At 62.1% G+C, this 21,721-nt stretch carries 19 protein-coding genes and 1 pseudogene; 10 read left to right on the plus strand and 10 right to left on the minus strand.

Annotated elements, in window-relative coordinates; translation table 11 throughout:
- Positions 1–23: 23 nt before the first annotated feature.
- Entirely contained in the window at positions 24–1,547 is a 1,524-nt protein-coding gene (locus BLR26_RS08500) for a fumarate hydratase (protein WP_045197431.1), read from the minus strand.
- Between the two features lie 316 nt (positions 1,548–1,863).
- On the opposite strand from BLR26_RS08500, the gene BLR26_RS08505 reads away from it, so the two are divergent.
- Entirely contained in the window at positions 1,864–2,976 is a 1,113-nt protein-coding gene (locus BLR26_RS08505) for a GGDEF domain-containing protein (protein ID WP_045197434.1), read from the plus strand.
- The gene (locus BLR26_RS08510; RefSeq protein ID WP_093379905.1) at positions 2,969–3,907 is read left to right on the plus strand and encodes an iron-sulfur-binding ferredoxin reductase; all 939 of its coding nucleotides are present in this window, start codon (positions 2,969–2,971) and stop codon (positions 3,905–3,907) included. The genes BLR26_RS08505 and BLR26_RS08510 overlap by 8 nt, the downstream gene beginning before the upstream one ends.
- Before the next feature lie 65 nt (positions 3,908–3,972).
- Here the strand turns inward: BLR26_RS08510 and pyk are convergent, their stop codons facing one another.
- Positions 3,973–5,424 (minus strand): pyruvate kinase, encoded by a 1,452-nt coding sequence (pyk, locus tag BLR26_RS08515; protein WP_093379909.1) that lies wholly within the window; start codon positions 5,422–5,424, stop codon positions 3,973–3,975.
- Between the two features lie 229 nt (positions 5,425–5,653).
- Between pyk and BLR26_RS08520 the strand changes: the two genes are divergently transcribed.
- The 3 genes from BLR26_RS08520 to sbcB all read left to right on the plus strand — a co-directional run bounded on the left by BLR26_RS08520 (position 5,654) and on the right by sbcB (position 8,018).
- Positions 5,654–6,040, plus strand: coding sequence for a tetratricopeptide repeat protein (locus BLR26_RS08520; RefSeq protein ID WP_045197440.1), 387 nt, complete (start codon positions 5,654–5,656; stop codon positions 6,038–6,040).
- Between the two features lie 126 nt (positions 6,041–6,166).
- Complete coding sequence (locus BLR26_RS08525) at positions 6,167–6,526, plus strand: PilZ domain-containing protein (protein ID WP_045197442.1); 360 nt, start codon at positions 6,167–6,169, stop codon at positions 6,524–6,526.
- A 61-nt stretch (positions 6,527–6,587) separates the two neighbouring features.
- Complete coding sequence (gene sbcB, locus BLR26_RS08530; RefSeq protein WP_045197445.1) at positions 6,588–8,018, plus strand: exodeoxyribonuclease I; 1,431 nt, start codon at positions 6,588–6,590, stop codon at positions 8,016–8,018.
- A 74-nt stretch (positions 8,019–8,092) separates the two neighbouring features.
- Here the strand turns inward: sbcB and mvaT are convergent, their stop codons facing one another.
- Positions 8,093–8,470, minus strand: a complete 378-nt coding sequence (gene mvaT / locus BLR26_RS08535; protein WP_045197447.1) for a histone-like nucleoid-structuring protein MvaT — start codon at positions 8,468–8,470, stop codon at positions 8,093–8,095.
- Positions 8,471–8,784: 314 nt separating this feature from the next.
- Here mvaT and purU point away from each other — a divergent pair, with 314 nt between their 5' ends.
- Together purU and BLR26_RS27285 are read left to right on the plus strand one after the other, a co-directional pair.
- The gene (gene purU, locus BLR26_RS08540; protein WP_045197450.1) at positions 8,785–9,636 is read left to right on the plus strand and encodes a formyltetrahydrofolate deformylase; all 852 of its coding nucleotides are present in this window, start codon (positions 8,785–8,787) and stop codon (positions 9,634–9,636) included.
- Between the two features lie 23 nt (positions 9,637–9,659).
- Entirely contained in the window at positions 9,660–9,833 is a 174-nt protein-coding gene (locus BLR26_RS27285; protein WP_176794221.1) for a hypothetical protein, read from the plus strand.
- Here the strand turns inward: BLR26_RS27285 and BLR26_RS08545 are convergent.
- The 5 genes and pseudogenes from BLR26_RS08545 to BLR26_RS27675 all read right to left on the minus strand — a co-directional run.
- Positions 9,808–10,812 (minus strand): glucosaminyl phosphatidylglycerol flippase, encoded by a 1,005-nt coding sequence (locus tag BLR26_RS08545; protein WP_093379914.1) that lies wholly within the window; start codon positions 10,810–10,812, stop codon positions 9,808–9,810. The genes BLR26_RS27285 and BLR26_RS08545 overlap by 26 nt on opposite strands.
- Positions 10,809–11,570, minus strand: coding sequence for an N-acetylglucosaminyl phosphatidylglycerol deacetylase (locus BLR26_RS08550; protein WP_045197453.1), 762 nt, complete (start codon positions 11,568–11,570; stop codon positions 10,809–10,811). Before BLR26_RS08550 ends, BLR26_RS08545 begins: the two co-directional genes overlap by 4 nt.
- Positions 11,563–12,684 carry an N-acetylglucosaminyl phosphatidylglycerol synthase gene (locus BLR26_RS08555; RefSeq protein WP_093379917.1) on the minus strand — a complete coding sequence of 374 codons (1,122 nt, stop codon included), beginning with the start codon at positions 12,682–12,684 and terminating at the stop codon, positions 11,563–11,565. Before BLR26_RS08555 ends, BLR26_RS08550 begins: the two co-directional genes overlap by 8 nt.
- A gap of 202 nt (positions 12,685–12,886) precedes the next feature.
- The gene (locus BLR26_RS27670) at positions 12,887–13,651 is read right to left on the minus strand and encodes a methyl-accepting chemotaxis protein (protein WP_371128668.1); all 765 of its coding nucleotides are present in this window, start codon (positions 13,649–13,651) and stop codon (positions 12,887–12,889) included.
- Positions 13,652–13,744: 93 nt separating this feature from the next.
- Positions 13,745–14,767: pseudogene (locus BLR26_RS27675) on the minus strand (cache domain-containing protein); the annotation flags it as partial.
- Between the two features lie 169 nt (positions 14,768–14,936).
- Here BLR26_RS27675 and BLR26_RS08565 point away from each other — a divergent pair.
- On the plus strand, positions 14,937–16,415 hold the full coding sequence (locus BLR26_RS08565) for a helicase HerA-like domain-containing protein (protein ID WP_093379920.1): 1,479 nt from the start codon (positions 14,937–14,939) through the stop codon (positions 16,413–16,415).
- A 54-nt stretch (positions 16,416–16,469) separates the two neighbouring features.
- Here BLR26_RS08565 and BLR26_RS08570 read toward each other — a convergent pair whose 3' ends face one another.
- Together BLR26_RS08570 and BLR26_RS08575 are read right to left on the minus strand one after the other, a co-directional pair.
- The gene (locus BLR26_RS08570; protein WP_045197461.1) at positions 16,470–17,942 is read right to left on the minus strand and encodes an inorganic phosphate transporter; all 1,473 of its coding nucleotides are present in this window, start codon (positions 17,940–17,942) and stop codon (positions 16,470–16,472) included.
- Between the two features lie 341 nt (positions 17,943–18,283).
- A complete protein-coding gene (locus tag BLR26_RS08575; protein WP_093379923.1) occupies positions 18,284–18,484 on the minus strand; it encodes a hypothetical protein in 201 nt (66 codons plus the stop codon).
- 607 nt (positions 18,485–19,091) lie between these two features.
- Between BLR26_RS08575 and pcaR the strand changes: the two genes are divergently transcribed.
- Both pcaR and BLR26_RS08585 read left to right on the plus strand, forming a co-directional pair.
- Positions 19,092–19,967 (plus strand): pca regulon transcriptional regulator PcaR, encoded by an 876-nt coding sequence (gene pcaR / locus BLR26_RS08580; RefSeq protein ID WP_176794222.1) that lies wholly within the window; start codon positions 19,092–19,094, stop codon positions 19,965–19,967.
- Between the two features lie 277 nt (positions 19,968–20,244).
- Entirely contained in the window at positions 20,245–21,591 is a 1,347-nt protein-coding gene (locus tag BLR26_RS08585; protein WP_093379926.1) for a 4-hydroxybenzoate transporter PcaK, read from the plus strand.
- The last annotated feature ends 130 nt before the right edge of the window (positions 21,592–21,721 follow it).

Here is a 21,721-nt window from a genome sequence, read left to right on the forward strand (position 1 = left end):
CTTGTACCAGCAAACCCTGAGGCTTACTTCACTTCCACCGCCAGGCTTTCAGCGATCTTGTGCTGCCAGATCGCAGGGCCGGTGATGTGTACCGACTCGCCGTTGCTGTCGACCGCGACGGTGACCGGCATGTCCTTGACCTCGAACTCGTAGATCGCTTCCATGCCCAGTTCGGCAAAGGCCAGGACCTTGGACTTCTTGATCGCCTGGGCCACCAGGTAGGCAGCGCCGCCGACGGCCATCAGGTACACGGCCTTGTTGTCCTTGATCGCTTCGATGGCGGTCGGGCCGCGCTCGGATTTGCCGATCATGCCCAACAGGCCGGTCTGCTCGAGGATCTGCCGGGTGAACTTGTCCATCCGCGTTGCGGTGGTCGGGCCGGCCGGGCCAACCACTTCGTCACCGACCGGATCAACCGGGCCGACGTAGTAGATGAAGCGACCCTTGAGGTCGACCGGCAATTCTTCGCCCTTGTTGAGCATCTCGACCATGCGCTTGTGCGCAGCGTCGCGACCGGTGAGCATCTTGCCGTTGAGCAGGATGGTCTCGCCCGGCTTCCAGCTCTGCACGTCTTCCGGGGTCAGGGTGTCGAGGTTGACGCGGCGGGCCGATGGGCCGGCTTCCCAGACGATCTCCGGGTAGGCGTCCAGCGATGGCGCTTCCAGGTCGGCCGGGCCGGAACCGTCGAGCACGAAATGGGCGTGACGGGTGGCGGCGCAGTTGGGGATCATGCACACCGGCAACGAGGCGGCGTGGGTCGGGTAATCCATGATCTTGACGTCGAGCACGGTGGTCAGGCCGCCCAGGCCCTGGGCGCCGATACCCAGCTGGTTGACCTTGTCGAACAGTTCCAGGCGGATCTCTTCGATGCGGTTCTGCGGGCCACGGGCCTTGAGCTCGTGGATGTCGATGGACTCCATCAAGACTTCCTTGGCCATCACCGCGGCTTTCTCGGCGGTACCGCCGATGCCGATACCGAGCATGCCCGGTGGGCACCAGCCGGCACCCATGGTCGGAACGGTCTTGAGTACCCAGTCGACAATCGAGTCGGACGGGTTGAGCATGGCCATCTTCGACTTGTTCTCGGAGCCGCCGCCCTTGGCCGCTACGTCCACTTCCACGGTGTTGCCCGGGACGATGGAGTAGTGGATGACCGCCGGGGTGTTGTCCTTGGTGTTCTTACGCGCGCCGGCCGGGTCGGCCAGGATGGATGCACGCAGGACGTTTTCCGGCAGGTTATAGGCGCGGCGCACGCCTTCGTTGATCATGTCGTCCAGGCTCATGGTCGCGCCGTCCCAGCGCACATCCATACCGACGCGCACGAACACGGTAACGATACCGGTGTCCTGGCAGATCGGCCGGTGGCCGGTGGCGCACATGCGCGAGTTGATCAGGATCTGGGCGATGGAATCGCGCGCAGCCGGCGACTCTTCACGCAGATAGGCCTCATGCATGGCCTGGATGAAATCAACGGGGTGGTAGTACGAAATGAACTGCAGGGCGTCGGCAACGCTCTGAATCAGGTCGTCTTGCTTGATCACGGTCATGCAGCGCGCTCCTCTTAAAGACGGGAACATTCATTAAGGTATTCCGACGCGGACTGGCCGAGGTGTCGAAACGACCTTCAACAGGCGCCAACGCAAGGCTGTCGGCGCAAAAAAGGCGCGGCAGTATAGCGCGCATCCGCGGTTGGCACACGTACCAAAGGTCCCCACCAAGGTCGGCAGTGGCCGGGCACTGTTCTTGCCTGAATGCCTGCCAGGGCCGATATGTGGAAACATGGCAATTATTCTTCACACACCCTAAAGTGGCGGTTGGCCATGCCTTATTCCTCTGCCCTGGCCAGAGCACGGTGAGCCACCTGTGACCGAAACAGCGCTGCAGAAGCTTCTCCTCAAACGTTTTCTCATGGCGGCCGGCACCTATCTGTTGGTGCTGGCGCTGGTCTGGGTTGCGCTGTTGAATGGCCATCTGCAAGCCTCCCTGGATGTCTTGTTGCTGGGCAGCGGCTTGTTGCTGATGAGCCAGTTGCTGCTCGGCTGGGTGTTTGCCAGTGGCCGCAACCTGCGCTTTGGCGACCCGAGCCTGACCGAATTCCAGGTGTTGCTGGCGATTGCCTGGCAAACCTGGCTGCTGGCCCAGCTTGACCAGGGCCGCGGTACTTTTCTGATGTTTTATCCGTTGATTCTGATGTTCGGCCTGTTTCACCTGAGGGGGCGGGTGTTCGTGCGCTGCGCGCTGCTGGTGCTGTGCAGCTTCTTCGGCCTGATTGCCTGGGAGGCCTGGCAGGTGCCGCATTTCGCCGGTTCGCTGCTGGCGTTGCAGGCCAGTGCCTTGCTGGTGGTGCTGTGCTGGTTGTGCCTGTATGCCCGCTATGTGCAGGCCGCTCGCCAGCGCATGCGCCAACGCCGCTATGCCTTGCAAGCCCATCAGGACACCTTGCGCGGCATGATGCGCCAGCTTGAAGACCTGGTGGCCACCGACGAACTGACCGGGCTGTTCAACCGTCGGCATTTTCTCAGTCTGGCCAGCCGCGAGCTTGCGCACATGCGCGCAGACAGCAGCCACGGCCTGGCGTTGATCGACCTCGATCATTTCAAGCGCATCAACGATGTCTATGGGCATGCCGCCGGCGACCAGGTGCTGCAAGCCTTCGCCTCGATCGCCAGCGATTGCCTGGGCGACACTGCGGTGCTGGCCCGTTACGGTGGCGAAGAGTTCGTGCTGTTGCTGCCCGATTGCAGCCAAGCGCAGCTGTTCAGCTGTTGTGAACGCTTGCGCAAGGCCTTTGCCCTGGCCCAGCCGCCAGCGGTCGGCTTGCGCGTCGAACCGTTAAGCCTGTCGGCCGGGCTGACCCTGTTGGCGCCTGGCGATGATCTCGATGACGCCTTGCAACGTGCCGATCAGGCCTTGTACCGGGCCAAACACTGTGGGCGCAACCGCTGCCTGGCCGCCTGGGAGGCCGTCGATGCCTGAGTTGCGGGTCGCTGAGCGACAATGGCAGGTGGCCGCGGGCAGCAACCTGCTCGATGCCCTTAATGATGTCGGGCTGGCGGTGCCCTACAGTTGCCGTGCCGGCAGTTGCCACGCCTGCCTGGTGCGCTGCCTGCAAGGCCAGCCCGCAGATGCCCGGCCCGATGCCCTGGCGGCGGACAAACGCCAGCAAGGTTGGCGCCTGGCGTGCCAGTGCAGTGTCGAAGAAGATTTGCAGGTGGCCTTGTTCGACCCGCTCGCAGATGGCCTGCCGGCCGAAGTCAGCGGCCTCGACTGGCTGAGCCCGACGGTGCTGCGCCTGCGGCTTGAGCCGCAAAGGGCACTACGCTACCAGGCCGGCCAGCACCTGGTGTTGTGGAGCCCGAACGGGGTCGCCCGGCCTTATTCGCTGGCGAGCCTGCCGGGGGAGGACGGCTTTCTCGAGTTTCACCTCGATTGCCGGCAACCCGGTGCCTTCTGCGATGCCGCCCGGCAACTGACTATCGGTTCGACGTTGCGCTTGGGCGAGTTGCGCGGCGGCGCCTTGCATTACGATCCGGACTGGCAGGAGCGCCCGTTGTGGCTGCTGGCCGCCGGCACTGGCCTGGCGCCGTTATGGGGGATTGTGCGCGAAGCCTTGCGCCAGGAACACCACGGCCCGATTCGCCTGCTGCACCTGGCCCATGACCCGCAGGAACATTACCTGGCGCCCGCACTGACGGCGCTTGCCAGCCAGCATCCGCAATTGCAGGTCGAGCTGCTGACCCCGCAGCAGTTGCCCCAGGCTCTGGCGGCGCTACGCCTGCCGTCACGCCAGACCGTGACCCTGGCCTGTGGCTCGGCGGCCAGTGTCGAGCAGTTTGCCCGGCGCATGTTTCTCGCCGGCCTGCCGCGCAATCAGTTGCTTGCCGATGTGTTCACCGGTCATGCCTGATTCCAGCAGGCAAAAAAAAGCCCCGCAGCACAGGCTACGGGGCTTTGTTCAGCAGGGGCTGAGCATCAGACCAGCGAATCACCGACGTGCAGGATCTTCATGCCGTTGGTACCACCGATGGTGTGGTAGCTGTCGCCTTTGGTCAGGATCGCCCAGTCACCTGGCTCGACCGCGCCGCGCTGCAGCAACTCGTCGACTGCCGCCTGGCTGACTTTCTCCGCCGGCAGGGCTGCCGGATCGAAAGCCACCGGGTACACGCCACGGAACATCGCAGCGCGAGCCAGGGTGGCGCGGTGCGGCGAGAACGCGTAGATCGGCACCGAGGAACGCAGGCGCGACATGATCAGCGGGGTGTAGCCACTTTCGGTGAGGGCGATGATTGCCTTGACGCCGGGGAAGTGGTTGGCGGTGTACATGGCCGCCAGGGCGATGCTTTCGTCGCAGCGCTCGAAGCGGGTGTGCAGACGGTGGCTGGACTTCTGGCTGGTCGGGTGCTTTTCCGCGCCCAGGCAGATGCGCGCCATGGCCTGTACCGCTTCGATCGGGTAGGCGCCGGCGGCGCTTTCGGCCGAGAGCATCACCGCATCGGTGTTGTCCAGCACGGCGTTGGCCACGTCGGACACTTCGGCGCGGGTCGGCATCGGGTTCTGGATCATCGACTCCATCATCTGGGTCGCCACGATCACCGCCTTGTTGTTGCGGCGGGCGTGCTGGATGATCTTCTTCTGGATCGCGATCAGCTCGGCATCGCCGATTTCCACGCCCAGGTCGCCACGGGCCACCATGACCGCGTCACTGGCGGCGATCAGGCCGTCGAGGGTCTCGTCATCGGCGACCGCTTCGGCGCGCTCGATCTTGGCCACCAGCCAGGCGCTACCGCCGGCTTCGTCGCGCAGGCGACGGGCGTATTCCATGTCGGAGGCGTCGCGCGGGAAGGAAACGGCCAGGTAGTCCAGGTCCATTTCGGCTGCCAGCTTGATGTCGGCCTTGTCTTTTTCGGTCAGCGCCGGAGCTGTCAGGCCGCCGCCGCGACGGTTGATGCCTTTATGGTCGGACAGCGGGCCGCCGATCAGCACTTCGCAGTGCAGGGCGTCGGCGGTGGCGCTGGTTACGCGCATGACCACGCGGCCGTCGTCGAGCAGCAGCTCATCGCCGACGCCGCAGTCCTTGACCAGGTCCGGATAGTCGATGCCGACGATATCCTGGGTGCCTTCGGTCAGCGGATGGGCGGTGGAGAAGGTGAAGCGGTCACCGACCTTGAGTTCGATACGCTTGTTGCTGAACTTGGCGATACGGATCTTCGGCCCTTGCAGGTCACCGAGCAGCGCCACGTGGCGGCCCAGGCGGGCAGCGATATCGCGGATCAGGCGCGCGCGAGCCTTGTGCTCGTCAGGCGTGCCGTGGGAGAAGTTCAGGCGAGCGACATCCAGGCCGGCGAGGATCAGTTGCTCGATCACTTCCGGCGAGTTGCTGGCGGGGCCAAGGGTGGCGACGATTTTGGTACGGCGGATGGTCATGCACAGACTCCTATAGTGAAGCGCAGCGAAAGGCTACTCCGGAAAATCGCTGTAGTCATTGTTCCTTTGCACTACCTGGCGGTTAGCGCGGGTGGCGTTTGAACGGCTACAGGGCCCGAGCGCCGCTGGTGTGGGAGCGGGCTTGACCCGCGATGAGGCCAGTGCAGCCAGCCATGTCTACAGATTTTCCGCACAAAGCCGATACACTGCTCAATACAGGAGATCCCCCATGCGAGCCTTGATCGTTTTAGCCCTGGCCACCAGCGTCGTCGGTTGCACCCGCTGGTCGATGGACCATCATTTGAACAACGCCTACCGCGCCTATGACCGGGGCAACTGCGAGAAGGTCATGCTCGAGCTGTCCCAGGTCGAGCGCACCAGCCGTGCCCGACCGTTCATCCAGCCGGAAGTGTCGCTGCTGCGTGGCCAGTGCCTGGAACGGCAGAAATTGTTCGTCGATGCGGCGCAGACCTACCAGTTCATTCTTCAGCGCTACCCGCAGAGCGAGTACGCGTTCCGTGCCCGTGCCCGGCTGCAGACCCTCGAACAACTGGGCCACTACCGCAGCGGCGAAGCGGCGATTGCCCGCCCGGCAACCACCACGCCTTGGCGTTAATACTAAAGTCAGCAGGTCTGATTGTGACGCGCGGGTCAGGGTGCGCTAATCTTGTTGCTGAAATGAATGAAAAACAGCAGCCCTAGCGCGGCCCTGCTAAAAGGGTCTTCGACAGCGATCCCGACCATGTTTGACGAGCGCCGCATCGAGCGTCACCAGCTCCCTTATTTTCTCAAAGTCTTCAACCGCTTCACCGACCAGCCCATCGGCTACCTGGGAAATGTGTCCGAAGACGGCCTGATGCTGATCAGCCAGCTGCCGATGCTGGTCGGCCCGGATTTCGAGTTGCAGCTCAAAGTCCCGGGCCGCGATGGCGCAGTGCACCTGATCAACCTCACCGCCAGTTGCCTGTGGAGCCATGAAGACCAGACGCCCGGGCATTACGACTCGGGTTTCATGCTGCTGCAGGCGCCACGTGACTACGAGCAACTGGTGCGTGCCCTGCGCAACTATTTCAGCTTCCATCCGTTGAACGCTTCGGCCTGACGCTGGCCGTGACGGGCTGCTGGCCCTAGACTCTGGGCGACCTTCTGTTCAGGACGACCCCGTGAGCTCCAGCATTTTCTGGCACGACTACGAAACCACCGGTATCAACCCGCGCAACGACCGGCCCTTGCAGGTCGCCGGGGTGCGCACCGACCTTGACCTCAACGAGATCGAGGCGCCGATCAACTTCTATTGCCAGCCCAGCGCCGATATCCTGCCGCATCCCAAGGCTTGCCTGGTCACCGGCATCACTCCGCAGCAACTGGCCGCCAACGGCTTGAGCGAAGCCGAGTTCATGACCCGGGTGCATGCCGAACTGGCCCGCCCCGGCACCTGTGGCGCCGGCTACAACAGCTTGCGGTTCGACGACGAAGTCACCCGCTACAGCCTGTATCGCAACTTTTTTGATCCCTATGCCCGCGAGTGGCAGGGCGGCAACAGCCGCTGGGACTTGATCGACATCGTACGCACTGCTTATGCCCTGCGCCCGGACGGTATCGAGTGGCCACAACAGGACGGGCGCACCAGTTTGCGCCTGGAGTTGCTCACTGCCGCCAATGGCATCGACCATGGCCAGGCCCATGAAGCGTTGTCTGACGTGCGCGCCACCATTGCACTTGCGCGATTGATCCGACAGAAACAGCCCAAGCTTTATGACTGGTTGTTTCAACTGCGCAGCAAGCAGAAAGTCCTCGACCAGATTCGATTATTACAACCGATGGTGCATATCTCTGGCCGTTTCTCTGCGGCACGCAATTATCTGGGGGTGGTATTACCTCTGGCCTGGCACCCGCGCAATCGCAATGCCTTGATTGTCTGTGACCTGCACCTGGATGTTCAGCCCTTGATAGATGAGGATGCTGATTCACTGCGTCAGCGTTTATACACTCGTCGTGAGGAAATGCCTGACGGACAATTGCCGGTGCCGTTGAAATTAATCCATATCAATCGCTGCCCGGTGGTCGCCCCGTTGAGTGTATTGCGTGGCGAAGATCAGCAGCGTTTGCAACTGGATATGGCTGTTTATCAGGCGCGCGCGGCGAGTCTGATTGCCGCCGCCGGGCAATGGCAGGAGAAATTGCCGCTGGTTTATAGCGCCGAGGAGTTTGCTCCCAGCGAAGACCCGGAACAGCAGTTGTATGATGGCTTTCTTGGCGATCGTGATCGGCGTTTGTGCGAGCAAGTGCGCAGTGTCGATCCGCAGCAACTAGGGCAGGGGCAGTGGATGTTCGATGATGAACGTTTGCCAGAATTGTTGTTTCGTTATCGCGCACGCAATTTCAGCGAAACCTTGAATGCCGAGGAACGCCAGCGTTGGCAAACCTTCTGCCAGCAACGCCTGAGCGACCCGTTGATGGGCGCGCCCAATACCCTTGGGGATTTCGAGCGGGCCCTGCAGGAATGCTGGCTGGACGCCGACGCCCAGCAACAACTGTTGCTCGGCCAGTGGCGTAACCATGTGCAGGCGCTTAAGTTGCAATTGGGAATGTAAGCAAACGTTGAAAATAAAAAACGCCAGCAAGGCTGGCGTTTTTAGCGAGTAACACAAGGTTACCAGCGGGCTTATTAACCCAGCAGGGTTGCCCAGCCTTCAACCACGTCACCACCCCATTTGGCTTTCCATTCTTTCAGGGTTTTGTGGTTGCCGCCTTTGGTTTCGATGACTTCACCGTTGTGCGGGTTTTTGTATTGCTTGACCTTGCGCGCACGTTTGGTGCCGGTGGTTTTAACCGCGCCGCGCGGGGCTTTGTTCAGTTTGGCTTCTGGATCCAGCAGCGCAATGATGTCACGCAGGGACTTCGAATATTCGCCCATCAGTGCACGCAGTTTGCCTTCGAATTCCAGCTCGGTTTGCAGCTTGTCGTCTTGCGACAGGTTCTGCAGACGCGCTTGCAGTTCTTTGATGGCTTCTTCGGTAGCGCGATATTCGTTGATCAGGGACATGAGGCGTTCCTTGGAAATGAAGGATTTTGGACAGACAGTGCGGCAATAATAATCAGACAGTACCCCCAAGTAAACATTTAAGCAGGCAATTAGCTCAATGAATGCTTAAACACCTTGAGGGATTAGGTTAAGAAAAATTTACAAACTAAGTGGTTTTTCCAATAGTTAACTTGATCGCCAGCCCGCAGCGCTACACGGCAGTGCCCTCTACCGCGCCACCCGGGCAGGCGACAGGGCGCGTGCAATGAGTACTGCAGTTTTGCCGGGCACTCGCTAGAATGTGCGCCTTTGCGAAAGTTTCTGGAGTCCATTTCATGCGCACCTACCGGCTGGTGATTGCCTGCCCCGACCGCGTTGGCATCGTCGCCAAAGTCAGTAATTTCCTGGCGTCCTATAACGGCTGGATCAACGAAGCCAACCACCACTCCGACGAGCAGAGCGGCTGGTTCTTCATGCGCCACGAAATCCGCGCCGAAACCCTGCCGTTCGGTATCGAGGAATTTCGTGAAGCCTTCGCACCGATCGCCGAAGAGTTCTCGATGGTCTGGCGCATCACCGATACCGACCAGAAGAAGCGCGTAGTATTGATGGCCAGCCGCGAGTCCCACTGCCTGGCCGACCTGCTGCACCGCTGGCATGCCAAGGAACTGGACTGCGACATTCCCTGTGTGATTTCCAACCACAACGACCTGCGCAGCATGGTCGAGTGGCACGGCATCCCGTTCTTCCATGTGCCGGTCGATCCGCAGAACAAGCAGCCGGCCTTTGCCGAAGTCTCGCGCTTGGTCAAGGAGCACGGTGCCGACGTGGTGGTACTGGCGCGCTACATGCAGATCCTGCCGCCGCAACTGTGCCAGGAATACGCCCAGCAGGTGATCAACATCCACCACAGCTTCCTGCCTTCGTTCGTCGGCGCCAAACCGTACCACCAGGCGTCGCTGCGCGGCGTCAAGCTGATCGGCGCGACCTGCCACTACGTCACCGAAGAACTCGATGCCGGCCCGATCATCGAGCAGGACGTGGTTCGCGTCAGCCATAGCGACAGCATCGAAGACATGGTGCGTTTCGGCCGTGACGTCGAGAAAATGGTCCTGGCCCGCGGCCTGCGTTATCACCTGGAAGACCGCGTGCTGGTCCACGGCAACAAGACCGTGGTGTTCAACTAAGCCTCAGTGCCGGAGGTTGGCCAATGGCCGATCCACTCGACAAGGCTACCTCCAAGGCCCCGCCGACCCTCGGCGAGGGCTGCCTGAGCCGCTACGACCCGGATGCGCTGGACAGCGAAGACGGCACCGATTTTCCCGGTGCCGCCGAGCTCTGGGAGCAGCTCAAGCCGGCTAGCGACGAACCCGCGCCTGACTGAGCCGCCAGCGCTCCAGCAGCGGCCGACCCAGCAGGCAGAGGAACACCGGGCCACCGGCGACCAGGTAGAAATAGTAGGTCACCAGCCGCCAGATCAGGATGGCCGCCGCCGCGGTCGATGTGCCCACCAAAGGCGAAAGCAATGCGGCCGAGGTCATTTCAGCCGCGCCTGCACCGCCCGGCAGCAGGCTGAATTGCCCGGCGCTGAGCGACAGCATCTGCACCAGGAAGCTCGGTATCCACTGCAGATCGACCCCAAGCCCGCGCAACGCCAGGTACAGCACGCTGTAGCGCAGCCCCCAGTGCACGCAGGTCAGGGCAAACACCAGCGCCAGGGTGCGTTTGGGTAGCCGCCAGGTTTCGCCCAGGGCGCGAAAGAAGTGCAGCAGCTTGCGCGTCCAGCGTCGGCGCCTGCGGGCGGACACCTTGAGCCTGTGCAGCAACCGGCCATTGAGGCGCAGTAGCGCGCGACGGTATCGCAGCAAGCCGAGCAGGGTGGCGAAGGCGGTGAACATCAACAGCGCGCTGCTGAGCAGCAGGCCCTCCAGGCTGCGGTTGAGACTGTGGAACAGCGCGTAGCCGGCGATCCCCAGCATGGCGCAGAAAAAGAACAGCAGATCATTGAGCTGGTCGGCAGCAAATACCGCGCTGCTGCGCGCCGGCCCGATGCGATCGCGGGCCAGCAAGGCCATCAGTGCCAGCGGCCCGCCGCTGCCGCCCGGCGTTGTACAGATGGCAAACTCGGTGGCCATGATCACCCCCAGGCTGCGCAAGCGCCCCAGCGCCGCGCCCTGGCTGCCGAGCAGCAGACGCAGGCGCATGGCGTTGATGATCCAGCACACTACAATCATGGCGAACAGGCCCAGCAGCAGTTGCGGGGCAAAACCACGCAGGCGCGGCAACAGCTCGCTGCCTCCGAGCAGGGCTGGCACCAGCAGCGCCCCGATCAGCGCCATCAGCAGCCAGGGCAGGCGGTTCACCGAGGGTGCCTGCTGGCCAGCCAGGCGGATTTGGTCATCGGCTCGCGGCCCTGGCGCAGCAAGCGCTGGACCGTTTGCAGCCAGTAGCGGCGGGAAAAGCCATGGCGCATGTCCACCGGGTGCAGGCCCAGGCGGATCACCGGCGCTTGGCGCAGGCGCGCCTCACGTACGTCGCACAACACTTTCGACAGCCCGCGGCGCCAACGGCTGCGGGCGCTCCAGACCAGGCCGGGGGCCGCGATCGGGCTGAAGTCGGGCAATTGAAAGATGTGCTGCGGGTCGCTGGTGTAACGCAGCGGGAGTTGGCGCAAGGCCTGGCGGGTGCCGTCGCTCATCAGCCAGGCCGGGGCGACAAAACCCGCCAGGGGCCAGTCATAGCGGCGGAACAGGTCGATACCGGCTTCAAGGCGTTGCCGCGCCTGGGGCTGGTCGAGGCTGTAGAACTCGCCTTCCCAGGTATAGATGCGGCGCATGAAGTAGTCCCGCGGCGAGCGCGGTGGCGGGCTGTCATCGGCATGAAAGTAGCCATGCAGGGCCATTTCGTCGCCACGCTGCAAGCGCCGGTCGAGCATCAGGCGAAATCCGGGGGCCTGCTCCAGGGCATTGCGCTTGTGAAAGTCCGGCACCACCAGCCAGGTCATGGGAATGTTGCCCAGAGCGTCGATGGCTTCGACGAAGGGTTGGTAGTCCGGCCAGGTTTCCGGCGCGACATCATGCAGCACCAGCAGCAGGCTCGGGCGATCGGCAGGCTCAGGCATGAGCGCGTACCGGCATCGGGTGGCCGAGCACCGCCCGGTAATGCTCGAGCAGGCCATTGACTACGCTGTCCCATCCGTAGTGCTGCTCGACATGGGCGCGGGCCTGCAGGCCCATTTGCCGGGCACCGGCCTCGAACACCTCGCGCACCGTGCGGGCCATGGCCTGGCCATCGTTGGGCGGGCACAGGCGCCCGCAGTGCTCGTTGACGATTTCGCTGAAGGCCCCGGCGGCCACGGCAATGACCGGAATGGCACTGGCCATGGCTTCGAGAATCACCAGGCCGAAGGTCTCCTGGTCGCCTGCGTGCAGCAGGGCATCGGCGCTGGCCAGCAGGCGGGCGACTTCAGCGGCCGGGCAGAAGTGATCGATGACGCTGACGTTGGCCGGCACGGTGGCCGGCATGTGCGAGCCCACCAGCAGCAGGTGATAGTGCTTGCCCAGACGTTTCATGCAGTCGAGCAGTACCGGCAGGTTCTTCTCCCGCGAGCCGCGTCCGGCGAACACCAGCAGGCGCGTGGTATCGGCGAGACCCAGTTGCCGGCGCAGCGACAGGTCACGGTGCTGCGGGTGGAAGGTTGCCAGGTCGACGCCCAGGCGCTGCACATGGACATTGTCGATACCCAGGCCGCGCAACTTGTCGGCCATTACCTGGCTCGGCGCCAGCACCCGGTCGAAATTGCCATAGAGTTTGCTGACATAGGCTTCGACGTTGGGCGTGAACCAGTTGCCCATGCGGTTGCTCACCAGCAACGGCAGGTCGGAGTGATAGAAGCCGATCACCGGCACATCCAGCTGGCGCCGGGCATCCAGCGCCGCCCAGGCGGTCAGGTAGGGGTCACCGACCTCGATCAGGTCCGGCTGAAGATCGTGCAGGACATTGCGCCAAGGTGCCAGGCGCAGGGGGAAGCGATAGCCGTTGCCGAATGGCAGGGCCGGGGCCGGCACCTTGTAGATGCCGTTATCGTGGCTGGCGCTGGCGCCGGGAATCAACAGGCTGTGACGAACACCGGGAGTAAGGCCCAGGCGGCGGTGTTTGGCATCAAGATAGGTACGCACGCCGCCGCTGGCGGGCGCGTAGAACATGGTGATGTCAGCGATGTGCACGATCAGCATCCCTCCGAGATCGTCTCCAGAGTGTGTCACCAGGCGGCTTTTCGCCGCTGGAGACGCGCCCTAAGGTTGACCTCTATGAAGGATAGTTTGTTCGATTGGGTTCGGTAGCGGCTAGCGGTAAGCTACAAGCTGCAAGAAAAAGCAGAGCGCACTAGGCTCTGTTTCTTCTTGCACCTTACAGCTTGTAGCTTGCCGCTCAAGCTCAAATACGGAAGCTGCCCACCAGTTGTTTCAGGCGGCTGGCTTGTTGCTCCAGGTCGGCGCAGGCGCGCAGGGTCGACTGCAGGTTCTCGACCCCTTCCTGGTTGAGCATGTTGATTTCGTTGATGTCCATGTTGATCGAATCGACCACGGCGGTCTGTTCCTCGGTGGCGGTGGCCACCGACTGGTTCATGCCGTCGATCTCGCCGATGCGCAGGGTTACGCTGCCCAGGCGCTCACCGGCCTGGTTGGCGATCTCGACGCTGTCCTGGCTGTGGCGCTGGCTTTGGCCCATGGTGTCGACCGATTCACGGGCGCCGACCTGCAGCTCTTCGATCATGTTCTGCACTTGCTGCGCCGACTCCTGGGTGCGGTGCGCCAGGTTGCGTACTTCATCGGCGACCACAGCAAAACCGCGACCGGCTTCCCCTGCGCGTGCCGCCTCGATGGCGGCGTTGAGCGCCAGCAGGTTGGTCTGCTGCGAGATGCTGGTGATCACTTCGAGGATCTGGCCGATGTTCACCGTTTTGCTGTTGAGCGTCTCGATGTGTGCGCTGGAAGTGCAGATCAGGTCCGACAGACGGTTCATCGCCTGGATGCTGCGATCGACCACCTGCTGGCCTTCTTCAGCCAGATGCCGTGCCGAGCTTGCCTGTTGCGAGGCTTGCGCGGCGTTGTGGGCGATTTCCTGGGCGGCGGCGCCCAACTGGTTGATCGCCGCGGCAACGCTGTTGGTGCGGTTGGACTGCTCGTCGGAGTTGACCATCGACGAGTTGGAGGCGCTGACTACCCGCAGGGCCACTTCGTTGACCTGCTCGGTGGCCGAGGACACTTCGCGGATCGAGCCGTGGATGCGCTCGACGAAGCGGTTGAAGGCGGTGCCGAGGATGCCGAATTCGTCGTGGTTATGGATCGCCAGACGCTTGGTCAGGTCGCCCTCACCTTCGGCGATGTCCTCCATGGCCCGGGTCATGGTGTGCAGCGGTTGCATCAGTACGCGGATCAGCAGGCCGAGCAGGGCAATGATGATGACCACGGCGACCAGGGTGGCAATCACCGCCGAGGTGCGGAACTTGCTCAGCATCGAGTAGGCCTCGTCCTTGTCTACCGACAGGCCGATGTACCAGTTAGCCGAAGGCAGGCCCTTGACCGGGGCGAAGCTGAGGATCCGGGTCTTGCCGTCAAGTTCGACCTCGCTCGGTTCCTTGCTGATGCGCGGGGTGTTCTGTGGGAACAGGTCCGACAGCGACTTCATCACCAGGTTTTTATCCGGGTGCACGAGGATCTTGCCTTGATCGTTGATCAGGAAGGCGTAGCCCATGCCGCCGAAGTTCAGCGAGTTGATGATCTCGGTCAGGCCGTCGAGGGCCAGGTCGCCACCGACCACGCCAACGTTGCGCGCAGCGGTCGCCACCACCGAAATGACCATCTTGCCGGTGCTGACATCAATATAAGGTTCGGTCAGGATCGGCCCGTTGGCGGCCATGCCGTCTTTATACCAGGGGCGTACGCGCGGGTCGTAGCCGTCGGGCATCTTGGTCTGTGGGCGGATGGTGAAACCGCCATTGACGTCACCCAGGTAAATGGTCAGGAAACTTGAGACCAGCGCTTGTTGGCCGAGCAGCGTGCCGACTTTGTCAGCCTCGGGAAACGCGGCAATGTTTTGTGCAACGTTTTGTACCAGCAGAATACGACCGTCAAACAGGTTCTTGATATTGGTCGAAGTGGTTTCGCCCATTTCTTCAAGATAGTTTTCCAGATCCTCGCGAATGGCATTACGCTGCAAGAAATCGTTGTACAAGGTAAACAGGGTAAAGGCGATCATGACGATCAGCGAGGCGGCCAATAGGATCTTGTGGCTGAATCGGAGGCTTTTGTTCATAACGTGTCGGTCCGCTAAGGTCTTGTTATCCGGGTCGTTCGCACAAAGAACAGCGTGAAAGCAGTGCAGGTCCCAATTCCTTGTCGGGCTATTCCTGTCTTCCTGGTGGTCTATCGCTATTTAATATCGGCCGTTTCAAGCCAAAGCTTTAAACAGAGGGTGAAAAAACATGCCTGACTCTTCGCAATTCGTGCTCGGCGCCGACCTCGCCGGGCAGCCGGTGGCCCAGGCCATGCGCCTGGCCAACCGTCACGGCCTGGTGGCCGGGGCGACCGGTACCGGCAAGACCGTAACCCTGCAACACATGGCCGAAGCCTTCAGCGACGCTGGCGTGGCGGTGTTTGCCGCTGATGTCAAAGGCGATCTGTGCGGCCTGGGCGCGGCGGGCAACCCCCAGGGCAAGGTGGCCGAGCGCATTGCCGGCATGCCCTGGCTTAACCATCGGCCTCAGGCTTATCCGGTCAGCTTGTGGGATATTCACGGTCAGTCTGGTCACCCGCTGCGCACTACCCTCAGCGAAATGGGCCCGTTGTTGTTGGGCAATTTGCTGGAGCTGACCGACAGCCAGCAGGCGGCGTTGTATGCCGCGTTCAAGGTCGCCGACCGCGAAGGCCTGTTGCTACTCGACATCAAGGACCTCAAGGCGCTGCTGGCGCACCTGAAGGACAACCCGCAACTGCTCGGTGAAGACAGTGCGCTGATGACCACCGGCTCCAGCCAGGCCCTGTTGCGGCGCCTGGCAACCCTCGAGCAGCAGGGCGCTGAGGCGCTGTTTGGCGAGCCGGCCTTGCAACTGGAAGACATTCTGCAGCCGGATGTCGATGGTCGCGGACGCATTCACCTGCTCGACGCCAGCCGCCTGGTGCATGAGGCGCCGAAGGTCTATGCGACCTTCCTGCTGTGGCTGTTGGCCGAACTGTTCGAGCAATTGCCCGAGCGTGGCGATGCCGAAAAACCGTTGCTGGCCCTGTTCTTTGATGAGGCCCACTTGCTGTTCAATGGCACCCCCAAGGCCCTGCAGGACCGGCTGGAGCAGGTGGTGCGGCTGATCCGTTCCAAGGGCGTAGGTGTGTACTTTGTCACCCAGTCGCCGGGCGATCTGCCGGATGATGTCCTCGCGCAGTTGGGCCTGCGCGTCCAGCACGGCCTGCGGGCATTCACCGCCAAGGAGCAGAAATCCCTCAAGGCCGTGGCCGATGGTTTCCGCCCCAACCCGCAATTCGACACCTTGAGCGTGCTAACCGAGCTGGGCATCGGTGAGGCCCTGGTCGGTACCCTGCAGGAAAAGGGCACGCCGGGTATGGTCCAGCGTGTACTGATTGCCCCGCCGCAGTCGCGCATCGGGCCGCTGAGCGCCGCCGAACGGGCAGCGCTGATTGCCGCTTCGCCCTTGGTCGGGCGTTATGACAAACCGATCGACCGTGAATCGGCCTATGAAATGCTCAATGCCCGTAAAGGCGGCGCCGCTGAGCCTGAGCAGGCGCCGGCTGCGGCTGAAGAGAGCTTGGCCGACAAAGCCGGCGAGTTCCTGCAAAGCGCAGCAGGGCAGGCGATCAAGTCGGCGGTACGCCAGGCGGCCAACCAGTTCGGGCGCCAGTTGGTACGGGGCCTGATGGGTTCGTTGCTCGGCGGCAGCAAGCGCCGCTGATTGCATCAGGCATAAAAAAGGCGCCCCTCGGGGCGCCTTTTTACTGCGGGGGGGTTAGCCGATGGCTTTGGTCGCCAGCCAGAACAAAGCTGCCGACAAGCCCACGGTAGCCGGAAGGGTCAGTACCCAGGCCAGCAGGATGGTGCGCACGGTGCCACCTTGCAGGCCGCTCTTGTTCGCCACCATGGTACCGGCCACACCCGAGGACAGTACGTGGGTGGTCGAGACCGGCAGGCTGAAGATGTTGGCCATGCCGATGGCGCAGGCTGCGGTGATCTGCGCCGACATGCCCTGGGCATAGGTCATGCCCTGCTTGCCGATCTTCTCGCCGATGGTCAGCACTACGCGTTTCCAGCCGACCATGGTACCCAGGCCCAGGGCCAGGGCGACCGCGAGAATCACCCAGAACGGTGCGTACTCGGTGGTGGCGGTGAGGTCCTTGCGCAGTTTGTCCAGGTCCGCCTTCTCGCGTGCCTGCAGGCCTGGCAGCTTGCCGACCTTCTTGGCCGTGTCGTCCAGGCAGAGCAGGTAACGACGTACTTCAATGCGTTTTTCCGGCGTCAGCGAACGGTAGTCGGCCACGCCTTTGAGCGAATCGAGCAAGGCATTGATGGTCGGCTCGGTCTGCTGCGGGTTGCAACTGAACTGTTCTGGCAGGTCGCCTTCTTTGGCTTTGCCCAGGGCCAGGAATTCGCCCAGGGTCGCTTCGTTGCGCTGGTAGAACTGGTTCAGGTGCAGCGTGGCGTCGCGGGTCCGCTCGATCTGGTAGGTGGTGCTGTTGAGGTCGAGAACGAACGCCGATGGAACGATACCGATCAGTACCAGCATGATCAGGCCGATACCTTTCTGACCGTCGTTGGAACCGTGCACGAAGCTCACACCCATCGCCGAAATTACCAGCACCAGGCGGTTCCAGAATGGCGGGTGCTTCTTGTCGTCGAGTTTGCGGCGCTGTTCCGGCGTCTTGTGCATCTTCGACAGTGGTCGCCACCATTTCAGGCCGAGCAGCACCAGCGCGGCGACAGCGAAACCGGCCATCGGCGACAGTACCAGCGACATGCCGATATCGATTGCCTTCTGCCAGTTGACCCCGTCACCCAGCGGAATGTCGCTGATCAGGGCGTTGGCCAGGCCCACGCCGAGGATCGAGCCGATCAACGTGTGCGAACTGGACGCCGGGATCCCGAAGTACCAGGTACCCAGGTTCCAGGTGATGGCGGCAGCCAATAGAGAGAAGACCATCGCCAGGCCGTGGCCGGTGTTCACGTTGATCAGCAGTTCGACCGGCAGCAGGTGAACGATGGCATACGCCACGCCGACACCGCCGAGCAGAACCCCGAGGAAGTTGAACACGCCGGAGAAGAACACGGCCAGGTGCGGCGGCATGGCTTTGGTATAGATGACTGTAGCTACCGCGTTAGCGGTGTCATGAAAGCCATTGATGAACTCGAAGGCGAGTACGAAGGTCAGAGCGAGCAGCAAGCTCACCAGTACCCAGGCATCAAGTCCGCTGAATAAATCGATCATGAAGGAATTCTGACCCGGTCATAAGGGGGCGCGATTATGCCAGAAATCCCCGGTAATCGATGCCCCTGCGACGGACCGCTCGACGACTTTTCTACCCCATTGCCCAAGCCGCTGAGTCGGCGATGCTTCGGTGATCGTCGGCTAAAATCGAAAAAAATCGAGAAAAATTAAACATTTGCATGATTTCATGTGTGTCAGAAAAAAATCAAACGGCCGTATGAAATTTGTGAAATTCCGTTACCGCATGCGTATGACGGCGCAAAAATCAGCTGCATCGTGCTCAGCTAAAAGCATCCCCGCACGCCGTGGCGCGGCGTGTTGCGATCGCCATCAGGCGTGGCTCAGGGCGCCGGGTCCTTGAGTTCTTTCTCGATTTTTTCCAGTTCCTGGGCGAAGGCCTGGTCTAGCACGCTTGCGCGTTTGCGCCATGGCTTGCGTTCCGGGTCGGGTTGCGCGGCATAAGTGGTGACTTCACCGCCATAGACGTCCTTGTAACGTTGTTCCTGGCGCTCTAGTTCGGCGCGCAGTTCATCTTTGGTCACAGTATTACCTGTATGGATATAAACCCTGGCGTTTACGCGGGCAATTGAGTGCGCGGGGCACAACATGCACACGGCTACGCGGCCAGAGCGGCATAACTGTCGCAGCAACAGTAGGTTGTGGTGGTGCAAGCGAAAGTGAACATCGAGGTGTTCACGTTAATGGCACTTGCAGCGATCCGGTTGTGTCTGCCTGGGGGCAGCAGCGGATTGGATCCGCACTATCCCCGCCCAAGGGCGTGGATACGAAGTTTTATTATAGCAAGCAGATTGTCTGACACTAGTACTCTCTATTGTTGATAAGAACAATAGAGCGGCGGTTTTGTTACCAAGTTATGAATGCGCTCAGTCCGCCGAGTATGAAATTTGAACCGGGCGCCGAGAAAAAGTTCTCTGGCCACCGACCCCGTCTTTTACGGAGGAAGGAAAAACGGCCTCGCTTCGTGGGCAAGGCCGTGCCTGGGACTTCTACGGTGGGTACCTGACCAGTCTCTCCAAGAAGCCACATGGTGGCGGGAGAAAGGTATAAGCAATTGAGGGTAGCGGTCAATTGCGATTATCGGTCGATGGTTCGATAATCGCCCCAGTGACCGTGTTGCCGAGGCTAGCCATGACAGAAGAAACCACGCCCAAAGGGCCAGGATTGAACGACAACGTGCGTAGCTCGTTTGCGTCCCTGGCGCCGCCTATCGTTGCCTCGCCGGCCAAGCGTATCCAGGCCTTTACCGGTGACCCCGATTTCATGACCTCGCTGGCCCGGGGCCTGGCGGTAGTTCAGGCGTTCCAGGAGCGCAAGCGCCACCTGACCATCGCCCAGATCAGCCACCGCACGGAAATCCCCCGCGCCGCGGTACGCCGCTGCCTGCATACGCTGATCAAGCTCGGTTACGCCACCACCGACGGGCGCACCTATTCGCTGCTGCCCAAGGTGCTGACCCTGGGTCACGCCTACTTGTCGTCGACGCCGCTGGCGGTATCAGCGCAGCCTTATCTGGACCGCATGAGCGACCAGTTGCACGAGGCTTGCAACATGGCCACCCTGGAGGGCGACGACATTCTCTATATCGCCCGCTCGGCCACGGTGCAGCGCCTGATTTCGGTCGACCTGTCGGTTGGCGGGCGCCTGCCGGCTTATTGCACCTCCATGGGCCGTATCCTGTTGGCGGCGCTGGACGACGCAACCCTGCACGAATACCTCGAGCACGCCGACCTGCAGGCCAAGACCAGCCGCACCCTCCATGACCCGGTGGCCTTGCTCGAGTGCCTGCAGCTGGTTCGCCAGCAGGGCTGGTGCGTGGTCGACCAGGAGCTGGAGCAGGGCTTGCGCTCGATTGCCGTACCGGTCTACGACGCCTCCGGCCAGGTGCTGGCGGCGCTCAACGTCAGTACCCATGCCGGACGGGTCAGCCGCACCGAGCTTGAACAGCGCTTCCTGCCGATCATGCTTGCCGCCAGTCGTGACCTCAGCGCGCAATTGTTCGCCTGAACGTTCCTGTTCGATAAACGCACAGAGATGCGTTTATCGAATTGCGCCGCGCCCGCCTGCTTATTAATGTCCCTCGCAGCGGTCAGCCTGCCCTGACCGCCCATAATAATGAGCGAGAGGCAAACGCCCCATGACCGACTTCCTGTCCCTGCACGGTTTGCACCTGTCCTACGCGGGACTGCGCGGCAGCTGATCCAGTTTTTCGATCCCGTACCTGTTCGTCCGTGCCGTTCACGCGCGCACCCGCACACGCGCGCGCTTCTTCTGGATAAAAATAATGAATAGTCCTCAAGCTGCTGTCGGAAACTGCCTTGATGTGCAGTCCTTTATCAATAGCCAACCGCTGTCGCGCTACCAATGGCGGGTGGTGATCCTGTGCTTTCTGATCGTCTTCCTCGACGGCCTCGATACGGCGGCCATGGGCTTTATCGCCCCGGCCCTGTCCCAGGACTGGGGCATTGACCGGGCCAGCCTCGGCCCGGTGATGAGCGCTGCGTTGATCGGCATGGTCTTCGGTGCGCTGGGGTCCGGGCCGCTGGCCGATCGTTTCGGGCGCAAAGTCGTACTGGTGGGGGCAGTGCTGCTGTTCGGCGCGTTCAGCCTGGCGTCGGCCTACAGCACCAATGTTGACCAGTTGCTGGTGCTGCGTTTTCTCACCGGGCTGGGCCTGGGCGCGGGCATGCCCAATGCCACGACGCTGCTGTCCGAATACACCCCGGAGCGGCACAAGTCGCTGCTGGTGACCAGCATGTTCTGCGGCTTCAACCTGGGCATGGCCGGGGGTGGCTTCATTTCTGCCAAGCTGATCCCGGCGTTCGGCTGGCACAGCCTGCTGCTGATCGGCGGGGTTCTGCCACTGGTGCTGGCGGTGGTGCTGGTGTTCTGGCTGCCGGAGTCGGCGCGTTACCTGGTAGTGCGCAACCGCGGCACCGACAAGGTACGCAAGACCCTGGCGCCGATCGAGCCGGCCATCGTCGGCCAGGCATCGAGCTTCAGCGTGCCGGAGCAAAAGACAGTCAAAGCCCGCAACGTGTTTGCGGTGATCTTCTCCGGGACTTACAGCGTCGGCACTCTGCTCTTGTGGCTGACCTATTTCATGGGCCTGGTGATCGTCTACCTGCTGACCAGCTGGCTGCCAACCCTGATGCGCGACAGTGGCGCGAGCATGGAGCAGGCCGCCTTCATCGGTGCGCTGTTCCAGTTTGGCGGGGTGCTCAGCGCCGTGGCGGTGGGCTGGGCCATGGACCGTTACAACCCGCACAAGGTTATCGGCACCTTCTACTTGCTGGCCGGGGTGTTTGCCTACGCGGTAGGGCAGAGCCTGGGCAACATCACCCTTCTCGCGACCCTGGTGCTGATTGCCGGTATGTGCGTCAACGGTGCGCAGTCGGCGATGCCGTCGCTGGCGGCCCGCTTCTACCCGACCCAGGGGCGCGCCACCGGGGTGTCGTGGATGCTCGGTATCGGCCGTTTCGGGGCGATTCTCGGGGCGTGGATGGGCGCAACCCTGTTGGGCCTGGGCTGGAATTTCGAACAGGTGCTGACCGCGCTGGTGATCCCGGCGGCACTGGCCACCACGGCGGTGATTATCAAGGGCATGGTCAGTCACGCAGATGCGACCTGACAGCCCTCGCACGTGTTGTTAGCAAGGTAACAATCAGTTCGATAATCGAACGGTTAGTCGATTATCGGATTGAACAGCCCCCCAGCCCATCTTAATCTGAACCCATGACCGGCGCCGCCCGAGGCGCCTT

Origin of the sequence: Pseudomonas sp. UC 17F4, from assembly GCF_900101695.1 — a bacterium.
GTDB lineage: Bacteria > Pseudomonadota > Gammaproteobacteria > Pseudomonadales > Pseudomonadaceae > Aquipseudomonas.